At 41.0% G+C, this 18,835-nt stretch carries 22 protein-coding genes and 1 pseudogene; 16 read left to right on the forward strand and 7 right to left on the reverse strand.

Translation table 11 applies throughout. The annotated features are described in order from the left end of the window. Positions 1-103: 103 nt before the first annotated feature. Positions 104-841 carry a Ycf66 family protein gene (locus tag GJB62_RS09680; RefSeq protein ID WP_114084264.1) on the forward strand — a complete coding sequence of 246 codons (738 nt, stop codon included), beginning with the start codon at positions 104-106 and terminating at the stop codon, positions 839-841. 98 nt (positions 842-939) lie between these two features. Here GJB62_RS09680 and GJB62_RS09685 read toward each other — a convergent pair whose 3' ends face one another. Then, complete coding sequence (locus GJB62_RS09685) at positions 940-1,158, reverse strand: hypothetical protein (RefSeq protein ID WP_114084263.1); 219 nt, start codon at positions 1,156-1,158, stop codon at positions 940-942. A 79-nt stretch (positions 1,159-1,237) separates the two neighbouring features. Between GJB62_RS09685 and GJB62_RS09690 the strand changes: the two are divergent. The 3 genes and pseudogenes from GJB62_RS09690 to GJB62_RS09700 all read left to right on the forward strand — a co-directional run bounded on the left by GJB62_RS09690 (position 1,238) and on the right by GJB62_RS09700 (position 2,167). Beyond that, positions 1,238-1,503: pseudogene (locus GJB62_RS09690) on the forward strand (type II toxin-antitoxin system ParD family antitoxin). A gap of 99 nt (positions 1,504-1,602) precedes the next feature. Beyond that, positions 1,603-1,866 carry a hypothetical protein gene (locus GJB62_RS09695; protein ID WP_114084262.1) on the forward strand — a complete coding sequence of 88 codons (264 nt, stop codon included), beginning with the start codon at positions 1,603-1,605 and terminating at the stop codon, positions 1,864-1,866. After that, positions 1,847-2,167, forward strand: a complete 321-nt coding sequence (locus GJB62_RS09700; protein ID WP_245246127.1) for a type II toxin-antitoxin system VapC family toxin — start codon at positions 1,847-1,849, stop codon at positions 2,165-2,167. Before GJB62_RS09695 ends, GJB62_RS09700 begins: the two co-directional genes overlap by 20 nt. A gap of 328 nt (positions 2,168-2,495) precedes the next feature. On the opposite strand, the gene GJB62_RS09705 is transcribed toward GJB62_RS09700, so the two are convergent. Further along, the gene (locus GJB62_RS09705) at positions 2,496-3,719 is read right to left on the reverse strand and encodes a glycoside hydrolase family 10 protein (protein ID WP_114084391.1); all 1,224 of its coding nucleotides are present in this window, start codon (positions 3,717-3,719) and stop codon (positions 2,496-2,498) included. 414 nt (positions 3,720-4,133) lie between these two features. On the opposite strand from GJB62_RS09705, the gene bchI reads away from it, so the two are divergent. Together bchI and GJB62_RS09720 are read left to right on the forward strand one after the other, a co-directional pair. Next, the gene (gene bchI, locus GJB62_RS09710) at positions 4,134-5,258 is read left to right on the forward strand and encodes a magnesium chelatase ATPase subunit I (protein ID WP_114084260.1); all 1,125 of its coding nucleotides are present in this window, start codon (positions 4,134-4,136) and stop codon (positions 5,256-5,258) included. Between the two features lie 254 nt (positions 5,259-5,512). Beyond that, positions 5,513-5,809 (forward strand): hypothetical protein, encoded by a 297-nt coding sequence (locus GJB62_RS09720; RefSeq protein ID WP_114084259.1) that lies wholly within the window; start codon positions 5,513-5,515, stop codon positions 5,807-5,809. Positions 5,810-5,873: 64 nt separating this feature from the next. On the opposite strand, the gene GJB62_RS09725 is transcribed toward GJB62_RS09720, so the two are convergent. Continuing rightward, positions 5,874-6,962, reverse strand: a complete 1,089-nt coding sequence (locus GJB62_RS09725) for a nucleotidyltransferase domain-containing protein (RefSeq protein ID WP_114084258.1) — start codon at positions 6,960-6,962, stop codon at positions 5,874-5,876. Between the two features lie 178 nt (positions 6,963-7,140). Next, a complete protein-coding gene (locus GJB62_RS09730; RefSeq protein WP_114084257.1) occupies positions 7,141-7,374 on the reverse strand; it encodes a Nif11-like leader peptide family natural product precursor in 234 nt (77 codons plus the stop codon). A gap of 432 nt (positions 7,375-7,806) precedes the next feature. Between GJB62_RS09730 and rplU the strand changes: the two genes are divergently transcribed. From rplU to GJB62_RS09765, 7 genes are all read left to right on the forward strand, one after another. Then, positions 7,807-8,214, forward strand: a complete 408-nt coding sequence (gene rplU / locus GJB62_RS09735; protein WP_114084256.1) for a 50S ribosomal protein L21 — start codon at positions 7,807-7,809, stop codon at positions 8,212-8,214. 37 nt (positions 8,215-8,251) lie between these two features. Continuing rightward, entirely contained in the window at positions 8,252-8,548 is a 297-nt protein-coding gene (gene rpmA, locus GJB62_RS09740) for a 50S ribosomal protein L27 (RefSeq protein ID WP_114084255.1), read from the forward strand. Positions 8,549-9,378: 830 nt separating this feature from the next. Continuing rightward, positions 9,379-9,786, forward strand: a complete 408-nt coding sequence (locus GJB62_RS09745) for a hypothetical protein (protein ID WP_114084254.1) — start codon at positions 9,379-9,381, stop codon at positions 9,784-9,786. Positions 9,787-9,898: 112 nt separating this feature from the next. Continuing rightward, the gene (locus tag GJB62_RS09750) at positions 9,899-10,507 is read left to right on the forward strand and encodes a thioredoxin family protein (RefSeq protein ID WP_114084253.1); all 609 of its coding nucleotides are present in this window, start codon (positions 9,899-9,901) and stop codon (positions 10,505-10,507) included. Positions 10,508-10,515: 8 nt separating this feature from the next. After that, on the forward strand, positions 10,516-11,208 hold the full coding sequence (locus tag GJB62_RS09755; protein ID WP_114084252.1) for a cytochrome c biogenesis CcdA family protein: 693 nt from the start codon (positions 10,516-10,518) through the stop codon (positions 11,206-11,208). A 111-nt stretch (positions 11,209-11,319) separates the two neighbouring features. Further along, entirely contained in the window at positions 11,320-11,916 is a 597-nt protein-coding gene (locus tag GJB62_RS09760) for a cytochrome b/b6 domain-containing protein (RefSeq protein ID WP_114084251.1), read from the forward strand. Positions 11,917-11,923: 7 nt separating this feature from the next. Beyond that, positions 11,924-12,640, forward strand: coding sequence for a molybdopterin-dependent oxidoreductase (locus GJB62_RS09765; protein WP_114084250.1), 717 nt, complete (start codon positions 11,924-11,926; stop codon positions 12,638-12,640). Positions 12,641-12,936: 296 nt separating this feature from the next. On the opposite strand, the gene GJB62_RS09770 is transcribed toward GJB62_RS09765, so the two are convergent. Next, positions 12,937-13,392, reverse strand: coding sequence for a pentapeptide repeat-containing protein (locus GJB62_RS09770; RefSeq protein ID WP_114084249.1), 456 nt, complete (start codon positions 13,390-13,392; stop codon positions 12,937-12,939). A 312-nt stretch (positions 13,393-13,704) separates the two neighbouring features. Next, positions 13,705-14,568 carry an alpha/beta hydrolase gene (locus GJB62_RS09775; RefSeq protein ID WP_114084390.1) on the reverse strand — a complete coding sequence of 288 codons (864 nt, stop codon included), beginning with the start codon at positions 14,566-14,568 and terminating at the stop codon, positions 13,705-13,707. A gap of 210 nt (positions 14,569-14,778) precedes the next feature. Here GJB62_RS09775 and GJB62_RS09780 point away from each other — a divergent pair, with 210 nt between their 5' ends. The 3 genes from GJB62_RS09780 (at position 14,779) to GJB62_RS09790 (ending at position 17,395) form a co-directional block, all read left to right on the forward strand. Then, positions 14,779-15,597, forward strand: coding sequence for a DUF1206 domain-containing protein (locus tag GJB62_RS09780; RefSeq protein WP_114084248.1), 819 nt, complete (start codon positions 14,779-14,781; stop codon positions 15,595-15,597). 211 nt (positions 15,598-15,808) lie between these two features. Then, positions 15,809-16,954, forward strand: a complete 1,146-nt coding sequence (locus GJB62_RS09785; protein ID WP_114084247.1) for a family 10 glycosylhydrolase — start codon at positions 15,809-15,811, stop codon at positions 16,952-16,954. 12 nt (positions 16,955-16,966) lie between these two features. Then, entirely contained in the window at positions 16,967-17,395 is a 429-nt protein-coding gene (locus GJB62_RS09790) for a DUF2358 domain-containing protein (RefSeq protein ID WP_114084389.1), read from the forward strand. Positions 17,396-17,542: 147 nt separating this feature from the next. Here GJB62_RS09790 and GJB62_RS09795 read toward each other — a convergent pair whose 3' ends face one another. Continuing rightward, positions 17,543-18,766: a hypothetical protein gene (locus GJB62_RS09795; protein ID WP_114084246.1), complete on the reverse strand. Its 1,224-nt coding sequence runs from the start codon at positions 18,764-18,766 to the stop codon at positions 17,543-17,545. Positions 18,767-18,835: the final 69 nt, after the last annotated feature.

The following is an 18,835-nucleotide window of genomic DNA, read 5'->3' on the forward strand; positions in this document are numbered from 1 at the left end:
CTAACACGGCTAATTAATTTTAAATTGTATCTAAATCAACAATTGACTGACAAAATTTGCAAAATTGAAATAGTCAAAGGACGCAGTAAGGAGTAACCAAATAATGCTGGCATTTGTCCTAGCTTTGGTGGTCGGTATTGGTAGTTTAGCCATTTACATAGCAGCTTTCTTTTTTCCAGAAATCCATCGCAAGAATGACTTTATCTGGAGTGGCGTAGGACTATTCTATGCTTTAGTCTTATGGGTGTTTGCACCACGCATTACTGGAGGTTTGTTGCTGGGTCATGTGGCTAGTGTGGCTCTTTTGGTCTGGTTTGGCTGGCAAACTCTATCATTACGTCGCCAACTGACCCCCCAGGCACAACAAACGCAAGTACCCAGTCCTGAGACGGTGAAAGCTGGAATTCAGGAACAGGTAAATAAATTGTCCCTTCAAGAACGGCTGGGCCAGTTGCAAAAAGGTCTGGGTAGCACCTTCAGTGGCGCGAAAGATAAAGTGCAACAGACTGTGAGTAAAAAGACACCCACAACCCCCAAACCAGAAGACATTACCTCTGTACTATCAGAGAAACCTGCTGTTGAAATTATCGACAAAACTATTGTCATACCAGAACAACCAGCAGAGGAGACAGTTACTACCGACACGGAAGCAAAAACCGAGACTGTACCGGAAGCGATTCCACCACATCCCCCATCTCCTGATTTGGTGGAAGCAGCGCAACCAGATTTTGAAATTGAGGATAAGCAACCGATTCCCGTAGAAGAAATTGCGCCGGATGCGGTACTCGCTCCCCCAGCAGAAGCACCACCGGAAGAAATACCGCCTAATCAAGCTAGTTGAATGCAGTGAAACCCAGCGTTAACCTAATATAATGTTGGGTTTCACTATTTCCATCAGCGAGTTCTGGTTTTACCTCAGTAAATGCGAATATAACTTTATCAACCATGTGTTGCCGCTTTTTCTTCTGCTAATACCTTCGCTAAAACAGCAGCAGCTTCAAAAGAATCATGTAAGCCAAGACTTGTTATTTTGTCCTGAGCATCCAATGGGACTAAACTTGATTCCTTTAATAATTCGGTTGCCAATAAATGCATTAGTAAGAGTTTATCAGTGTGGGATAATTCTTTAACTAACGGTATGAGTTCGGTAAGAAGCATAAGTTAAGGCTTTAATGAATTTAGATAGATTTTAGAGCATAGTTTAGAGAAGGCTCTTAGCTAACTAGGAATAACAATTATGAACATCCAACTTAAGGCGGAATACGAGCAATTTATACAAACCAGAATTGCTACAGGTAGATATGAAAATGCTGAAGATGTTATTGCTAAAGCATTGAAACTGCTGGAAGAATGGGAGAAAGGTTATCAGGAATGGGAAGAAGAAACCCAGAAAAAATAGCTGTTGGGCTTTCTTCTATCGAACGTAGAGACGTAATAGATAGTGAAGTGGTGATGGCGCGACTGTCTGAAAAATTACGCAAAGCGCGTGAGACTCAAAGATAATGGAATATTTTATTGGATAATGGAATATTTTATTGCTAAAGAAGCAAGTCTCTTTCTTATATTAGAATTAAAGATTGGAAAATCAGGAGAGATTAGGTAATGCACGATTCTGAATGGAGAGTTAAAGTCTTAAAAGAAGTGCAGCAAATCCCAGATGCTAAGTTAGCACAACTCTATGAGATGATTCACGGATTTCGACTAAGCTCAGAAACTAACAATCATAATGCTGCTGCTATCATGCAGTTCGCAGGTTGCTGGAACGATATGTCAGATGAAGCATACGGCGAATTTTCAGACGAGATTGCTATCCGTCGTCAGCAAGCATTTTCTCAAAGACAAAACCGTGAAACCAGCATTGATTGATACTGATATTTTGTCCTTGTTCTTCCGAGGTAATACTAATGTAGTAACTCAGTTTCAGAATTACTTGATAACCTATCGTAAAATCAACATTAGTATTATCACTTATTACGAAATTCTCAGTGGGTTAAAGCACCGTGATGCCCAAAAGCAACTCGCTTTGTTTTTGGAGTTTGTCGCCCAAAATACTGTCTTACCCCTTACTGAACAATCAGTCACCTTATCCGCAGATATCTACGCAAACTTGCGCCTTCAAGGGATTCCCATCGATGATATTGACTTGCTCATTGCTGGAGTTGCGTAGACGCAAAGCGGCTTGTCGTCAGACATCGCCAATAATCTAGTTATGATTACTCATAATCAGCGCCATTTCGGTAGAATTGAAGCACTAGAGTTGCAAGATTGGAGTCAAGCTTGACGTGCTTTGATTGCGATAAAAGTTACTCTATCGATTTTATGCAGCGATCGTAATACCATCAGAATCGATAGAAGCACACATCTGAAGTGTTTATAACAAGATTCCCGACTTTTAAAATAAGCCGGGAATCTGAGCCTTTGCAACAGGCAAGGCACTACCATTAGACGAAAAACCTTAACTTCTAGTCCATTAGCATAATCTTTAACAGACAAAGTTATTCAATTCTGGCGCGGAGTGCAGGAGATGGAAAGAGACTTCCAAATCCAACTTGTCGCTCATTTAAGGGTTCTAGAGCATCGTTCCAAAGACTTTCATAATAAAAGAAAGTTACGCCTAGACCGCGTTCTTGAGCAGCCCGCACCTGAGACTTAATTTGCTGCATGGGAACTGGATTATTTCGTAACCCAGTCATAATACCAATCCCAGTTGGAATTATTTTTTGGGCTTCTTGAATTTCTGAGCGGGAAATATTAGCCACAAAACTTTGCAGATTCGGACGATAAACTTGCACAATTAACTCGTCTACAATATTTTGTCGTATCCAACTCAGCCAGTCTTGCAGGTGAAACTTGTAAGCAAAATCATAGTAATTAGGAGAAACAGAGAAAATCGCCTGGGGTTTTCTCTGCTTCACGGCTTGGTTAAGTTGTACCATGAATGCCGTAATTTTATCTGCCCGCCACTTTACCCATGCCGCATCTTGGGAATTTTTTGGGGGAGCATTCTTGGTTTCTTTGGTGTACAAAGCAACTGTATATTGGTCATAGCCAAATTCGTGAGGCAAACTCATGTGATCGTCAAACTGAATACCATCGGCATTATATTGGGTAATAGTTTCCAGCACGAGGTTGGTGATGAACTGTTGTACTTGCGGAAGGAACGGATTCAGCCACATAACTTCACCAGCCGCACTGATAGAAGTTTGGCTACCATCACGCTTTTGTGTGAACCAATCAGGATAATTCAATGCTAGTTCTGACGTTGGGGGAGCCATGAAACCAAATTCAAACCAGGGAATCACTAACAATCCTTTGCGATGGGCTTGGTTAATCAGGTCGGCAAGAATATCATGTCCTTCTGAACCTTTATAGACAAAAGGTTGAATACCTGCACGTTGTGCGATCGCACTTGGATACATCACATAACCAGAATTCCACACAACAGGATAAATTGTGTTGAAGTTCAGCCGTCGTAATTGACTTACCGCATCCTGGACTTTGGCACGATCCTTGAGGGTGTCAAAATCATTGGTGGTCATCCAAACCCCGCGAATTTCTTGACGGGGTATCTGTGCGATGGCGCTGAAGCGCCCACCTTCGGTGATCGCGGGAGTAAAACTATCTACTAGTAATACCGTAACAAAGGATATTAAAATGAGAATCGGAAAAAGATACTTAAGTAGTCGTCGCCAACTTTGAATAATAAAAGGTGATTTCATAAATTTGAATGGTGCATTAGCTACCCACACACGCCATTGCTCGCTTTTACGATTGAATCTACTAACCATATAGTCTACAAGTATTTATGCTTAGTACAGGATTGATGAGTTGGTAGTTGTTCGTTCCCTGCTTATGGAACTTTTGCACCAGAAAAACTAAAGCAGACAATATTAAGATAGTTGACGCAGCTAGTAAGCATTTGTGCCCAATAGATATTGGTATGGGGAATGGGGAATGGGGAATTGGAAAGAGGACTGGGGGACAAGGAGAATTGGGGACAAGGGGAAAGACTTGTTTCAAGTTCTCACTTCTTATCCCCTTGTCCCCTTGCCCCCTGATCTTCGCACTCCCCCACACCCCAACTGTGTAACAATAGAGAACTGTAATAAGAAAAATATTGTTAAGGTAATTTAGTGAGTCCAACTGCTCAATCCACGGCAAGTGCGCGTCGCGTGGTATTTCCTTTTACGGCAATTGTGGGCCAGGAAGAAATGAAACTGGCGCTCCTATTGAACGTGATTGACCCCAAAATTGGTGGTGTAATGATCATGGGCGATCGCGGCACCGGTAAATCCACAACTATCCGGGCGCTGGCGGATCTGCTGCCAGAAATTTCTGTGGTTGCCAATGACCCCTTCAGTAGCGATCCTAGCGACCCCGACTTGATGAGTGATGAAGTCCGCCAACTCTTAGAACAAGGGGCGGAAATTCCTGTAGCTCATAAAAAAGTCCAAATGGTAGACCTGCCGCTAGGAGCTACAGAAGACCGAGTTTGTGGCACAATCGACATTGAGAAAGCTTTATCTGAAGGTGTCAAAGCCTTTGAACCAGGACTGCTGGCAAAGGCTAACCGGGGCATTCTCTATGTGGATGAAGTCAACTTACTAGATGACCACCTCGTAGATGTGCTGCTAGATTCCGCCGCGAGTGGATGGAACACTGTAGAACGGGAAGGTATTTCAATCCGTCACCCAGCGCGTTTTGTTCTTGTGGGTTCTGGAAACCCTGAAGAAGGCGAACTACGCCCGCAACTGCTCGATCGCTTTGGGATGCACGCAGAAATTCACACCGTAAAAGAACCAGCCTTGCGGGTGCAAATCGTGGAACAACGGGCGGATTTTGACCAAAATCCTCTAGTATTTCTCGAAAGCCATAAAGCCGAGCAAGAAGCATTGCAAGAGAAAATTGTCAATGCTCAAAAGCTTTTGCCAGAAGTGAAACTTGACTATGAACTACGGGTAAAAATTTCTGAAGTCTGTTCTGAATTGGATGTAGATGGTTTGCGGGGTGACATTGTTAGTAACCGCGCCGCGAAAGCCTTAACAGCTTATGAAGGACGCACTGAAGTTACAGTTGATGATATCTGCCGTGTGATTACGCTATGCTTGCGTCACAGACTGCGGAAAGACCCCTTAGAATCGATTGATTCTGGCTACAAAGTCGCCAAAGTTTTTAGCCGCGTCTTTGGCGTAGAATTACCAGAAAGTGATACTGCACAAAAAAACGGCACAGGTCAAAAGTTAGGGGCTAGAAGTTAAAAATTAGGAGTGAGGAGTTAAGAGTTAAAAGTTTTGAATGGAAAGCTGCTTCATAACTAACAACTCTTAACTCAGCACGGGCTAAACCCGGATTTCTCACGGATAGTGTAGGCAGAGGGAGAAGAGGAGTGTGGGGAGTGTGGGGAGTGTGGGGGGTAAGACTTCTTCCCCATCCTGCCACACTCCTTGGATTTCTCACAAGTGAGAAATCCAGGTAAAGTCGCCGCTACCGCTAACAATATTCAACACTGACTATGAGATTTTGGTCTTTTTGGTTCAACAGCTTTGTTTTATCTAGCCAATACAACCCGCCCAGGTTTGTAGAATTATTGATGCTTTTATTAGCGATCGCTATGCTGGCAATAGCCAGTATTTTACCGGACATACCCTATTTAATCTTAGGCTTGAGCCTAGTAGTTGGGGCATCTATTTCTATTTTAGTGCGGGAAGCGATCGCGCCCTCACCCCAGGCGCGAATTACCCAACTAACAGCATCGTTATTGCTGATCATCAGCCTCTATGGGTTTGCTGATTTAATGTACAGTATTTAATCGGGAATGGGGAATAGGGAATGGGAAGAAACTTAATTAACAATGCCCAATCCCTAATACCCAATCACCAATTCTGCATTTCTACCAATTCCATACACAACTTATTAATTTCCTCTAAATCAGGTTTATGAGGGAGTGTAGATTGTTCGTAGACAACCTCCATTTCAGCGACTAAATCTTCTGCCATTTTCATCACTTGCTCATAAGAATACTCACCCTTCAAAATAGCTCTTAAATCTTCAACATCACCAGCTATTCTTCTATCTACAATCACTTCACCTTGACGCAATATTTCTACTCCACTGCGTAATAATCTAATGCAGTGCATCCCATGTTTGAGGTCAAAACCCGACTTTCTTTCCATTTCTGCTCTAGCCGGATTTCTATTTTCCTGCCAAGATAAATAAGCCTTCCATTCTCTTAAAGCTATTTGATAATTTTGGCTTTTTTGAAGCAGGCGGATAAAATCTTTACGGCTATTGGTTAAATTTTGAGTATATTCTAAAGTTTCATCGGGTAAAGTATATTGTTTTAACACTCCTTTAAAATCAATATCTGCCGTCAGCAATTTGTATAACTGTTCCGCTTCTTCCAAAAACTCAATTCGTCCTCTGATTAAGTTATAAAGATACTCCAGAAAAGCATTTAGCTCATCTTTGCTGAGGGGGGCTTCGTCTTCTATGGCGAAGTCAGATGGTATTGGCTTTTTTTGTGGTGGCTTTAACAACCATTTACGATGAGTTTCCATCTTTTTGATTTGAGCAAAGGCATAACCAGTGTAAGTATGTTTTACCTTCTTACTCAAAAATAGCTGCTTATGATTAATTAAATGCTGTCCGACTGTGCTTACAAAAGGATAGTTATTTAACCAGAGCAATTCTAAAACATTGGGGTTTGCGCCCGCTAATAACAGGAGGATTTTTCTTAATTCATATATAACTGTGTCTTTGTTGCCATCCAGGAATGAAAATATTCCTGGTTCATCCCAACCAGTATCTTTTTGTTCTATACGATCAAATCCCAAGTAGTACCTTTTGGGCGCGATAAAGACTCCCCGATAATCAAAGTCTGAATCAGGACGATTTAAACCATAGCCGTGGCTACCTGCCAAACCAATTAAAATAGTTCTTTGCTCAACTTCTATTCTTTCCATATCACCTGATTAAAATATAGCCATCCTAACTCACGAGTTAGGCAGGTGGGGAGATGGGAAGCAGAGTTGCTTAATTTAACAGAAATGCCCCTAAAGGAGATAATGCAACGGTATCCCCTTTAGGAACAAAACTTGTCAATTCAGTTTTTCCTATACTTTCAGTTTCCTAGAATAGAAATTATCTAGGATTAAGGTGCCGTCTAGTTCCCCATCCTGGATTGACAATGGCGGCTAAATCTTCTTCTGATAACTTGTTGATTTCATTTTCCAGTTCATCAGTTGTGAAGTCATAACCACGCTCTTTAGCAATCTTGATGAAAGCTTGTGGATCAGCTGTTGCTTTAAGCTTTTGCTGCAATGCTTGATCTTTTTTTACGGCTTGAAAAAGTCGGGTAGCATTTTGCTGTGTCATGACAAATCCATCTCCTGTTTTAAATATCAGGTTTGAATGTATGAATTTAATTTTTTTGGTTCACTAAATTCTGTAAAGAACTATTAGATTAAGCGTTGTAAGTTTAATTTTAAAACAAATAAGATAAATGTGTGAATTTTGACAAGAAACTATAAGTTTGAGTCTAAAATATTTCTACTAGTTTATAAAAATCATTCCTAAGATAGAAGCAGTTTTTAAATAAAAAGCATCAATTCTGATTTTTGGGTAAGCGATCGCCATCACGGATTTTGGCAAATGGAAGCTTGACTTAACACCTGTGGATAAAATACAATATTAGATTGTCTGTCTAATTCCTGCTCGGATCAGGTAGACATATTACAAAAGTTGGCAAAAACCTCTCTACATGAGATAAAAACCAGCTACCTGTACGGCAACCTCAAGGACAATTCCATGACTTACGCGATTATTGAAACTGGCGGCAAACAAATACGAGTAGAGCCAGGGCGGTTTTATGACATTGAACTGCTTCCTACCGAACCAGATGAAAAAGTTACAATAGACTCCGTATTACTCGTGCAGCACGATGGCGCAGTCAGCATTGGACAGCCACTAGTGACAGGTGCAACTGTAGAAGGGACTGTAATGCGACATTACAGAGGTCGTAAAGTCTTGGTATACAAGATGAAGCCGAAAAAGAAAACCCGCAAAAAACGGGGGCATCGTCAGGAAATTACCAGACTTATGATTGACTCCATCACCCTTAACGGTGAAGTATTTGTTGCCCAAGGAGAAGCGGAGAAGGAAACCCCCATTTTAGATGAGACTCCTGCCGAAGAAGTTGAAACCGCTGCTGAATAATAAAAAGAAGTAGATACAGATACCATAAGAGGAAATCATGGCTCATAAGAAAGGAACGGGTAGTACACGCAACGGTCGCGATTCTAACGCCCAACGTCTGGGTGTGAAGCGTTATGGCGGTCAAGTTGTGCGTGCAGGAAATATTCTCGTGCGTCAGCGCGGTACCAAATTTCACCCTGGTAACAACGTTGGTATTGGTAGCGATGACACTCTGTTCGCCTTAATCGACGGTGTTGTAATGTTTGAGAGAAAGGGCAAAACCCGTAAAAAAGTTAGTGTTTATTTACCTATAACTGCTGTTGAAACAGCCCCTGCTGAAGCAGTAGCAAGTTAGAGTCTTAGGGTGGGCACTATTTACCCACCCTAATCGCTGGTTAGCGCTGGTATGATGGTCAAATTTGCAATAAATATTATAAAAGTCGCTTTTTTCCTCTGTTGTCCATAAATTAGTAAGTATCTAGGCATAAATAAATTTAAAGTTTGTAGTAAGGACTTTAGTCCTGATAATCCTTACTCTGAGCGATAAATCGCTCACTACAAACTAAGAGTTTATTTTATATTTAATTATGTCTACCTACTTATCAGGATTATCAAAGCGCAGATATTCTTCACTAACAAAATATTACTCAAGAAAATTGGATTGTGTAACTTGCTGCTGTAGGCATCGCATATCAAGGCTTAGGCACCAATGTGTTTGTATGTTCCAAAGTTCAGGATAGCCAGCCAGAAATAGGTTTGTTCTTAAACTCTTAGGATTAAACATCTCCAGAAATTAAACGTGCGTTACCCAGAACCCTTGTATAGACGTAGCAGTGCAAAATCTCTACATTCTTCACTATGAGCTATGAGATTTTGCTGAAATAATACCTAAATTAGATTCTGGCTTTGAGTTACCATGAATACCTGAGAAAATGCTGAGAATTAACTAAATTTTCTCAAGGGATAAATTTATGAAAATTATGGCTTAGTTTCAATAAGCTCTCAGCCATTATAGAGATACTTTAGATGTTCGGGATAAATCAAACATCAGTAACAAGTGTCTGATTAAATCCTCTACAAGAAGGCATCTTCTTTATCTCAATAGCATTTATGAATCTGCTCGGAGCTTAATTTTCTCTGAGTCAATCAATACAAAAAGAACTATCCAAAGGACGAAAGAAGACTATGAACTGGAAAATACTTTGTTTAATTGCTGGTTTAAGCTTAACGACCAGTCTCACTGCTTGCTCTAGCAGTCCTGCAAGCAACAATCAAATTTCCCCTGAAGCCTCTCCTGCAATGAGTAAAGATAAAGCTGGCGATGCAATGAGTAAGGATAAAGCTGGCGGTGCAATGGGCAAAGATGCAATGAGTAAGGATAAAGCTGGCGATGCAATGGGTAAAGATGCAATGAGTAAGGATAAAGCTGGCGATGCAATGGGTAAAGATGCAATGAGTAAGGATAAAGCTGGCGGTGCAATGAAAGATGCAATGAGTAAGGATAAAGCTGGCGATGCAATGGGTAAAGATGCAATGGGTAAAGACAAAGCTGGCGATGCTATGAAGCAATCTCCGGCTTCCACCAAGCCTTAGCCACAGCCTTTGCATCTCACTTTTCTTTTACTAACATTAGGGGCTGCTTACCAAGACGATCTTGAGCTAATCCCTATACTTTGGCGCTTTGACCTCAACAGGAGAAATTCTGATGAATCACAACCTGCTCCGCCGCCGTCAGTTACTTTTTTATCTTGGGTTAGGGGTTGTCGGAATCGGTGCAGCTACAACATTCTCCAACTTCAGAAAAGTGAATGCCCCTTCTATATCTCCTGCAAAAAGTAACAAGACGCAAGACTCAGAAACCATTACAGTGAAAACTCCAGCAGGTAATAATTTACCAGAGTTTCAGGGTATCAGTCAGTGGCTTAATTCTACTCCTTTGTCGATCGCTGACCTCAAAGGCAGTGTTATTCTGATCCAGTTTTGGACTTTTGCTTGTATTAACTGCCAGCGTACCCTGCCTTACATCACTAGATGGCATAAACAGTATGAGTCGCAGGGACTCAAGGTGATTGGTATCCACACACCAGAGTTTGCTTTTGAGCGAGATCCGAACAATATAAAAAAGGCGTTACGACAACATCAAATTACTTATCCGGTTCCAGTTGATAACGAGTATAAAACTTGGAATGCTTACGAAAATCAGTATTGGCCCCATATATTTATAGCCGATCGCCAGGGTTTACTACAATATGACCATATTGGTGAAGGGGCATACGAAAAAATAGAGCAAACTATCCGCCAGCTATTGGGGTAGAAGCAATTATGACGACTTCTACTTTATCAATTAGTCTGGCTTTATTGGGGGGAGTTTTGAATGTCCTTTCACCCTGTGTTTTACCGATTTTGCCTGTGCTATTAGGGCGCTCGCTCCAATCGCATACTTACGGCCCAGTCGCACTGGTAGGGGGATTAATCGCTGGTTTTGCGCTGGCAGGTAGCTTACTCGGTGTAACATCAGTCTGGTTTACAGGTTTGGCTAATTTATTACGGAGTGGCGCGATCGCACTTCTTTTATTTTTGGGATTAATTGCAATTTTCCCCACCTGGAGTTACCGAATATTTACTTATATTCCAGTCGGCAATTTGGCTAAAAAACCTCCACGAATTGGACTTATGGGTGAGTTTTGGCTAGGAACTCAGTTAGGGCTTTTGTGGACTCCCTGTGCTGGGCCGGTTTTGGGAGGAATTTTAGTCCTAGCGGCAGTTAATCATCAAGTCGCAGGTGCATTTTGGCTACTGGTTGTTTATGGAATCGGAGCAGGTTTACCTTTATTAGCGATCGCTTACGGTGGACGAGTATTCAGCCAACGAATCCTCAATCTCCGCCCCCATAGTGCAGTGTTGCAGCGCGTTGGTGGCGTAGCGATCGCAACAACAGCAATTGCTATTCTTCTCGGTTGGGATGTCCAAATACAACTTTGGCTGGCTCCGTTTTTTCCTACTCAACCTTTGTGAGACAGCCATAAGCGTGCCAATTTTAGATTTTGGATTAGAAGACCCAATCCAAAAGTCTGGCTGGGAACAATCTAAAAATCTAAGATCCAAAATTCAAAATCCAAAATTGGTATGATCTCATCTAAACGCAAAGTCCGCTCAACACCAAGTCAGACTTTTTTATCAAAGACCTTTCACTGGATTAATATCATCAGTCTCATGTTGATGATTACTAGCGGACTGCAAATCTATAATGCTAATCCGGTATTTGGCGGGCGTGCAGGTTGGCATTTTCCTGACTTTATCTTGCTGGGAGGTTGGCTTGGGGGTGGCAGACACTGGCATTTTGCTGCTATGTGGCTATTTTCGCTGAACTTACTTTGGTATGGGCTTTATATCTTTGTAACTCGTCGTTGGCAGCGTCGCTTTGCCGATGGTGGTGACTTAAAAGCATTGCAAGTCAGTCAGAACCCAAAGCGCAAAAATTACGCATGGCATCGGCTAGTTTATACTGCTATCATTCCAGTGCTACTGCTGGCAATCTTGAGTGGTCTGGCGATGTACAAACCTGCCCAACTGCATTGGCTTTCGGGGCTGTTTGGTAGTTGGAAAACTCTACGCACTGTTCACTTTATCACTGTTCCCACAGTCATACTGTTTACAATTGCTCATTCCTTACTTGCCCTGAAGGTAGGAAGCATCCGTCTAGTTAAGTCTATGTTCCTGTAGAGGTAATATGAGTCTGATTCTTCCCAAACGCACCTTATCCCGTCGCCAATTATTGCAACTATCTGGACTTTCAGGGGTAGGTTTTCTTTTAGGTGGCTGTGGGACAAATTTGTTCTCAGATAATCTGCGGCAAATATCTGAGCCACTAAACCAACGTCTAGAAGCACTCCTGTTAAGTCAGAAACCAGTTCCAGAGTTTCCTGTTAGTGCCATAGAAGCAGACAAATTGCTAATCAATTCCTTTGACTTCACGCCGCAAATTGATCCGGTGCAGTTTCGCCTGAAGATTGATGGCGAGGTTAGTAACCCGATGCAATTGAGTATGGGGGATATTGAAAAACTTCCCTTGACTTCAATGGTAATTCGCCATGTCTGTGTTGAAGGCTGGGCTGCGATCGTTCAATGGGGAGGCGTGCGACTGCGAGACTTAGTAGCGCTGGTACAGCCGAAGTCCAACGTCCGCTATGTCTACTTTAAGTCTGCTGATGGCTACTATGAAAGCTGGGATCTTGCCTCTGCTGTACATCCCCAAACCTTGATGGCTTATCAAAAGAATGGACAACCATTATCAGTTGATAATGGTGCGCCTATGCGCCTAGCATCCCCAATTAAACTGGGTTATAAGCAAAGCAAGTGGGTGACTCAAATTACATTCGTCAGCAATTTGTTACCTCTTAAAGGCTATTGGGAAGATCAGGGCTATGAGTGGTTTGCAGGGCTATAGTCAGCGAAACAGTGCTGAGTAAAGAAGTGGGAAGAGTTTAAGATTGCCCACTTTTCAAATTTGATAGTGAGTTTTTCCCGTAGGAACTAGCATCATTGATTATGTGCTTTTAAGCACCAAGGCAAATCGGCTCAATCCCAATAAGAAACCCCCTCTGCTTGCGTCATAGTAAAGTAATTACAAGCAAGAGGGGTTTCATTTTTTATTTATTGTATAGGCAGATTTTAAAGATAATGCTGGCAAAAAACCAGTTTCTCTGATGTTGTGTTTATTTTCACCTGCCTACTCAGTTCAGCCTAGTCCCAATCGGGAATTTCGGCATCTTCTCCACCAATCCCGATTCCAGTGTTAAATATTTCGGCATCAGTTAGATTTAGATCGTTCATTGATGCTTTATACACATTAGAATCGTGAATCGTAGCGCGGGTAAAATTTACTCCGTTAAGATTGGTTTGCTTCAAATTAACATTGGTTACATAAGCTGATGTTAGGTTAGCACCTGCCAAATTAGCACCTGTTAAGTCAGCACCTTCGAGGTTAGCCCCTACAAGGTTTGCTCCTTCGAGCTTCGAGCCTCTCAAGTCAGCACCAATTAAATGAGCGCCACTGAGGTTAGCTCCCGACAAATTGCACTGGATACATTCCCCAGTTGAAAGCAGCTTTTGTAAATCCTGTGGATTTTCGGCTCTAACCGAGCTAGCGAAAAATAGGGGAGTTGCTAAGGCCATGGCCGCTAATAGCTGGAGTTTCATATATTTTCCCCCTTAATAATCAAGTTGCGTCCGTTCTGTCCCTCACAACTCTATTATCTCACTAAACTTCGTGAGGTCAATGTATACTATGCGTTAATAAATTGGTTATGATATGAACTTGCTATAATAGCGAGATAAAAAATTCGATATATCCTGTTTCTGGTCGATTTTTACCCGATAAACCCTAAAAAGCTGCCAGTGTTAAATCTCTGTTAAATCTTTTTAAAGGCTTGCACTGCTTGGCATAATTTGGCGTTTTGATAAGTATTTATACTTTATCAATTGATTTGATCGCAAATTCGCAAATTAGGTTCAGTCTATTAGAAATTCTCGCATATACTGATTGACTAATTCAGGCTGTTCTTGCTGCACCCAATGGCCACAATTAGGAATGTACTTAATTTGAAAGTTTCGGACATAAGCTGCGGTGTCATAGGTTAGTTCCTTGCCGAGTGCGGTGTCATTTTCTCCCCAAATCATCAGTGTTGGCACTTCCAAAACGCCCCAATTTGGATTTAGCATTTTCTGCTGAAAAATATTGCGGTAATAGTTCAACATTGCTGTCAGGGCACCGCGTTTTGCCGCAGCATTTTTATATGCGTCAATATCCGCTTTGGTGAAAGCACTCTTGTTAACTGCTGTACCTTTAAAAGCTGTTTCAATAGCTTGGTAGTCGGAAGATTGTAAAAGTAATTCTGGTATCCACGGTAGTTGAAAGAGGAATATATAGTTGCTACGTAGCAACTGTTGGGGAGTGCGTAACCCTTGGGCAAATTTGGCAGGATGAGGCAGGTTAAGAATAATTAATTGTTCTAACATTTCCGGGTGAGTGTATGCAAAATTCCAAGCGATCGCACCACCCCAATCATGTCCAACTAAAACACACTTTTGGTATCCTAATCCTTTGATTACTCCCTCAACATCTTTGATAAATTCATCCATGACATAAGCTGATTGCTCATTTGGTTTATCACTATCGTTGTAGCCACGCAAGTCAAGGGCGACGACTTTGAAATTTTGGGCAAATTCTGGTATTTGATGCCGCCAAGAGTACCAAAACTCAGGAAAACCATGCAACATCAACATTAAAGGGCCTTCACCTTGGGTAACGTAGTGTAGCTTTACGCCATTGGTAGTTATATATTCGTGTTTCCAAGAACTTTCTATTAGAGACATAATTAATCCAAATTCAGCATTAAAAAATACTAAATAATAATCCTGCACTTTATATATGTAATATTATTTTGAGTGGTTTTGCATCTATTGAAAGATAGTATTCCGATAGTGATTTTTTGCAAAAATATTAGACAATTTGCCTTGGGGTAGATGTGAATCGTGGGTAAATGTTGGTAAAAGGTAGATATAATATAATTCTCCCCAACTACCATGACACAACAGTTGACAAACCATGCTTCATTGTGGGTTGAGCGACTGGGACGATTTGGCTATGTTTCTAAGGGAGTAGTTTACGGTATAGTTGGACTACTGGCAGCACAGGTGGCTTTTGGCAGGGGTGGTAAAACAACTGATACCCAAGGCGCTCTCGAAACAATCGTCAACCAGCCATTTGGTAAATTTTTACTGGCTTTAGTTGCAATTGGCTTGATTGGATATGTAATCTGGCGTTTTGTACAGGCAATTAAAGATCCAGAAAAAAAAGGTAATGATGCCAAAGGTTTGGCAGTGCGAATTGGTTACGCAGTTAATGGCTTGATTTATGCAAGTTTAGCATTAAGTGCTGTGAAAATCGTTACGGGTACAGGCGGTAGTAAAAATAGTAGTGATTCTACTGAAGATTCGACAGCACGTTTGCTTTCTCAACCCTTTGGTGAATGGTTAGTTGGAACTGTAGGGGTGTTTGTAATTGCTCTAGGTTTCTATCAGTTTTATCAAGCTTTTAGTGGCAAATTTCGTAAAGAACTCAATTTAACTCAATTAAGCAACACACAAGCCCAATGGGTAATGAGGATTTCCAGATTTGGTTTGGCGGCACGGGGTATAGTATTTTGTATTATCGGTTGGTTTTTAATTGAAGCTGCAAGGCAATCTAACGCCGCTACCGCAGAAGGTTTGGATGAAGTATTACAGACGCTAGCGCAACAGCCTAACGGAGCATGGCTTTTGGGTATTGTGGCGTTAGGTTTGGTTGCTTATGGAATTTACACAATAATACAGGCGCGGTATCGTCGGCTAGTCAATGTTTAGATGGTGCGGTGCTGAGAATTTCAATTTATCAAACAGAATTCAGGAGTCAGGAGTCAGAATTCAGTTGGGTATTCTGTACGATTGGTGGACGAATAATCGGGTTTAAAACCCCCACAAAATAAGAAAATTTGGCCTACTAATTGCTTCTGACTCCTGTTAGCGGTAGCGGGGCGTTTAGCCCATTCTGACCCCTGAATTCTTCTTCAAAGAAATGGCAATAATAGAAACCCGTGGTATTTGGCTGACTACTACTGATAGTAAGGTTCTCAGGTCAAAGGAACGTATTGCTGAGGCGATGGATTTTCTGGCTGAGACAGGATTTAATGTGGTGTTTCCCGTTGTTTGGAATAAGGCAGTAACTCTGTATCCTAGTCAAACAATGCAGCAGACTTTTGGGGTTGAAATTGACCCTATGTCTGTAGGTCGTGACCCTTTAGAAGAGGTGGTGGTTGAGGCGCGACGAGTTGGGTTAAAAGTAATTCCTTGGTTTGAATACGGTTTTGCTAGTTCTTACAATTTGAATGGCGGTGTACTTTTACAGAAAAAACCGGAATGGGCTGCGCGTGATTATAACGGCAATTTACTGAAGAAAAACGGCTTTGAGTGGTTGAATGCACTCGACTCACAGGTAGAGGAATTCTTCTTGAACTTGGTGCTGGAAGTTGTAAATAATTATGATGTGGATGGTGTTCAAGGTGATGATCGCTTCCCAGCATTCCCCTGTGAAGGTGGCTATGATGAGGGAACTGTCAGCCGCTATCGCCAAGAATTCGATCGCAATCCACCAGAGAATCCCAAAGATAGGCAATGGTTACAGTGGCGTGCAGATATTCTTACTGAGTTTTTGGCGCGTCTCTACGGGGAGGTGAAAGCAGTTAATTCTAATTTATTAGTAGCGATCGCACCTAATATCCATGATTGGGCATTCCAGGAATATCTGCAAGACTCCCCTGCATGGTTGAAGCGGGGAATAGTCGATATGATTCAGCCGCAGATTTACCGCCGTGACTTTAGGAGTTACGCTGCGATCGCTGATAAACTAGTAAATCAGCAGTTCACAGATGCGACGTTGCCCAAGTTAGCACCGGGAATACTGATGAAACTTGGTAGTTATTGTATTAGTCCAGAATATCTGGTGCAGGCAATTGAATACAATCGTCAACTTGGCATTCAAGGAGAAGTATTCTTTTTTTACGAAGGTTTGCGCGAAAATAACAATACCCTAGCTAAAGTTTTACGAAATGGGCCTTATGCTAAGTCTGCATCATTTCCCACTCTGTCAGATTTGAGTGCGGGTGCTGTGAGTAACAAGAGGACATCTTCAATTTGGCAACGGTTGTTAAAAAAGATTTTTTAAAGGAAAATGCGCGTGGAATCTCAATTATCGGTGGAACAGGTAATTAAAACTTTAAAAGAAGATTTACCAACACTTTTTGAAAAAGATATTTCATATCACATTTATACAGATGATATCTATTTTAAAGACCCGGTAAATACATTCAAATATAAATTTAACTATCGCATTATCTTTTGGACTTTGCGATTTCATGCTCGGCTATTTTTTACCCAAATTTACTTTGATGTACATGAGGTTTATCAGTCAGATAAAGATACAATCTTAGCCAAGTGGACGGTGCGAGGAGTGTTGCGCGTTCCTTGGAAAGCTGGGTTGCTTTTTAATGGCTATTCAACGTATAAGCTCAATCAAGATAATTTGATATACGAGCATATTGACACATGGGATAGAAAACCAAGTGAGATATTACGGCAGTTTTGGCAAAAGGGAGGAAAGAGCTAATTAGCTGCTACGCATTCCCCTTTTACGGACTAGGAAAAATGATTTAAGAAACAAATTTTCGCTTGAGGCTATCCTCCCTCTAGAAAATCAAGTTTTCTTACTTTCCTTATTACTAGCTTAAACTTCAGTTTATACGCTTACTAAGGCTTATTGTTTTTGATTTTGTGAGCTATCTGCTTGAGAGGATTCAGTACGGTGTATTGCTTGCTCACTAACTACATTATATTTTAAATCTTCTGCTGCTTCCTGAATATTTTTTGCACCACGTTTTAAATCTTCTCCTGCTCCTTGAATGTCTTTTGCACCATGCTTTAAATCTTCTCCTGCTCCCTGAATGTCTTTTGCAGAATTCTGAAAATTTTCTCCTGCTTCTTCAAGTTTGCTTACAGTTTCTGTTGGTATGACAACGCCTTCTGCTCGTTGGATGATATCATCAGCTAGCCGTTCACTAAAACCGACTATAAATGCAATTGAAAAGAAGAAATAGTACTTAATATTAGTATCTTCCTGTTCTTGAGACTTAGGAACTTGTATAGTTGAAATAATGTTGGAGTTAATAATTGTAAAGATTAAGATGCCAAACGCTGTCCCAATCAAAGGCTTGGCAAAACCAACTAAAATAGGAGCAGCCGAACCTTTGTAATCACTGTCTTGATATTTTTTAAGCCGAATTAAAATGCTAATTATACTGCCAAATGTTCCAGCAAAGCCAGCTACCATTATTAAAGTAGACCTTTCAAAAAATAGTTGTATTTGGCTTGCTTTGAGGGGGTTAGGCACAGGATTATCATTTTTCAAACTTGCTGTTAATGTATCTATTTTAGCAAGTGTTGTGAGTGTAACCGTGACAACATAAACTCCAGGAATTACAATCGAATAGATTGGCATTGCTATTGCAAGCCCAAGCAAAATTTTAGTTGGTGCTGACCATTCTCGAACAGCTCTCTTAAAAAAAGTTTTTGTTAAACCCAGAAATTCTTTGCTGTTGATAAAATACTCAAGGTTGTGTCTTATATTTTTGGCGAGAACTATTTTTTCTTGCCTTCTTTGCTTTATTGTTAGCAGAAAAATCACAGCTACTTTAACTGATTTTAGCTTTGATTTCAGAGCAATACACTCAGCTATACTATTAGGTTTACGCTTCTGAACTTTTAAAATGTATTCCTCAAAGCGTTGTAACAATGATATTTGGTTGGCAATTTCTTCCTGAATATCCTCTCTTAGATTCTGCGATTCTACCGTCTGAAGTTTATTTTGTATTTCTTCTAGCAGTTGACGAATTTCTTCTTGTATTTCTTTAAGGGTACCTTGACATATCTCCTCTTGGGTATCTTTCTGACCCATAATTTTTCCTAAAATTTGGTTGATCATACAGGCTAAGTCCTCTAATTTTATAGTTATTTATACAGACAAAACTTAAGATTATATTTAATAAGACTC

It is taken from the genome of Nostoc sp. ATCC 53789, assembly GCF_009873495.1.
In the GTDB taxonomy this organism is placed as follows: Bacteria; Cyanobacteriota; Cyanobacteriia; order Cyanobacteriales; family Nostocaceae; genus Nostoc; species Nostoc muscorum_A.

Bases quoted from the DNA above. Each gene is read 5' to 3' on its own strand.
- GJB62_RS09680 (WP_114084264.1), top strand. From the start codon at position 104: ATGCTGGCATTTGTCCTAGCTTTGGTGGTCGGTATTGGTAGTTTAGCC.
- GJB62_RS09685 (WP_114084263.1), bottom strand. From the start codon at position 1,158: ATGCTTCTTACCGAACTCATACCGTTAGTTAAAGAATTATCCCACACT.
- GJB62_RS09695 (WP_114084262.1), top strand. From the start codon at position 1,603: ATGCACGATTCTGAATGGAGAGTTAAAGTCTTAAAAGAAGTGCAGCAA.
- GJB62_RS09705 (WP_114084391.1), bottom strand. From the start codon at position 3,719: ATGAAATCACCTTTTATTATTCAAAGTTGGCGACGACTACTTAAGTAT.
- GJB62_RS09720 (WP_114084259.1), top strand. From the start codon at position 5,513: ATGAGATTTTGGTCTTTTTGGTTCAACAGCTTTGTTTTATCTAGCCAA.
- GJB62_RS09725 (WP_114084258.1), bottom strand. From the start codon at position 6,962: ATGGAAAGAATAGAAGTTGAGCAAAGAACTATTTTAATTGGTTTGGCA.
- GJB62_RS09730 (WP_114084257.1), bottom strand. From the start codon at position 7,374: ATGACACAGCAAAATGCTACCCGACTTTTTCAAGCCGTAAAAAAAGAT.
- rplU (WP_114084256.1), top strand. From the start codon at position 7,807: ATGACTTACGCGATTATTGAAACTGGCGGCAAACAAATACGAGTAGAG.
- rpmA (WP_114084255.1), top strand. From the start codon at position 8,252: ATGGCTCATAAGAAAGGAACGGGTAGTACACGCAACGGTCGCGATTCT.
- GJB62_RS09745 (WP_114084254.1), top strand. From the start codon at position 9,379: ATGAACTGGAAAATACTTTGTTTAATTGCTGGTTTAAGCTTAACGACC.
- GJB62_RS09750 (WP_114084253.1), top strand. From the start codon at position 9,899: ATGAATCACAACCTGCTCCGCCGCCGTCAGTTACTTTTTTATCTTGGG.
- GJB62_RS09755 (WP_114084252.1), top strand. From the start codon at position 10,516: ATGACGACTTCTACTTTATCAATTAGTCTGGCTTTATTGGGGGGAGTT.
- GJB62_RS09760 (WP_114084251.1), top strand. From the start codon at position 11,320: ATGATCTCATCTAAACGCAAAGTCCGCTCAACACCAAGTCAGACTTTT.
- GJB62_RS09765 (WP_114084250.1), top strand. From the start codon at position 11,924: ATGAGTCTGATTCTTCCCAAACGCACCTTATCCCGTCGCCAATTATTG.
- GJB62_RS09770 (WP_114084249.1), bottom strand. From the start codon at position 13,392: ATGAAACTCCAGCTATTAGCGGCCATGGCCTTAGCAACTCCCCTATTT.
- GJB62_RS09775 (WP_114084390.1), bottom strand. From the start codon at position 14,568: ATGTCTCTAATAGAAAGTTCTTGGAAACACGAATATATAACTACCAAT.
- GJB62_RS09780 (WP_114084248.1), top strand. From the start codon at position 14,779: ATGACACAACAGTTGACAAACCATGCTTCATTGTGGGTTGAGCGACTG.
- GJB62_RS09785 (WP_114084247.1), top strand. From the start codon at position 15,809: ATGGCAATAATAGAAACCCGTGGTATTTGGCTGACTACTACTGATAGT.
- GJB62_RS09795 (WP_114084246.1), bottom strand. From the start codon at position 18,766: ATGATCAACCAAATTTTAGGAAAAATTATGGGTCAGAAAGATACCCAA.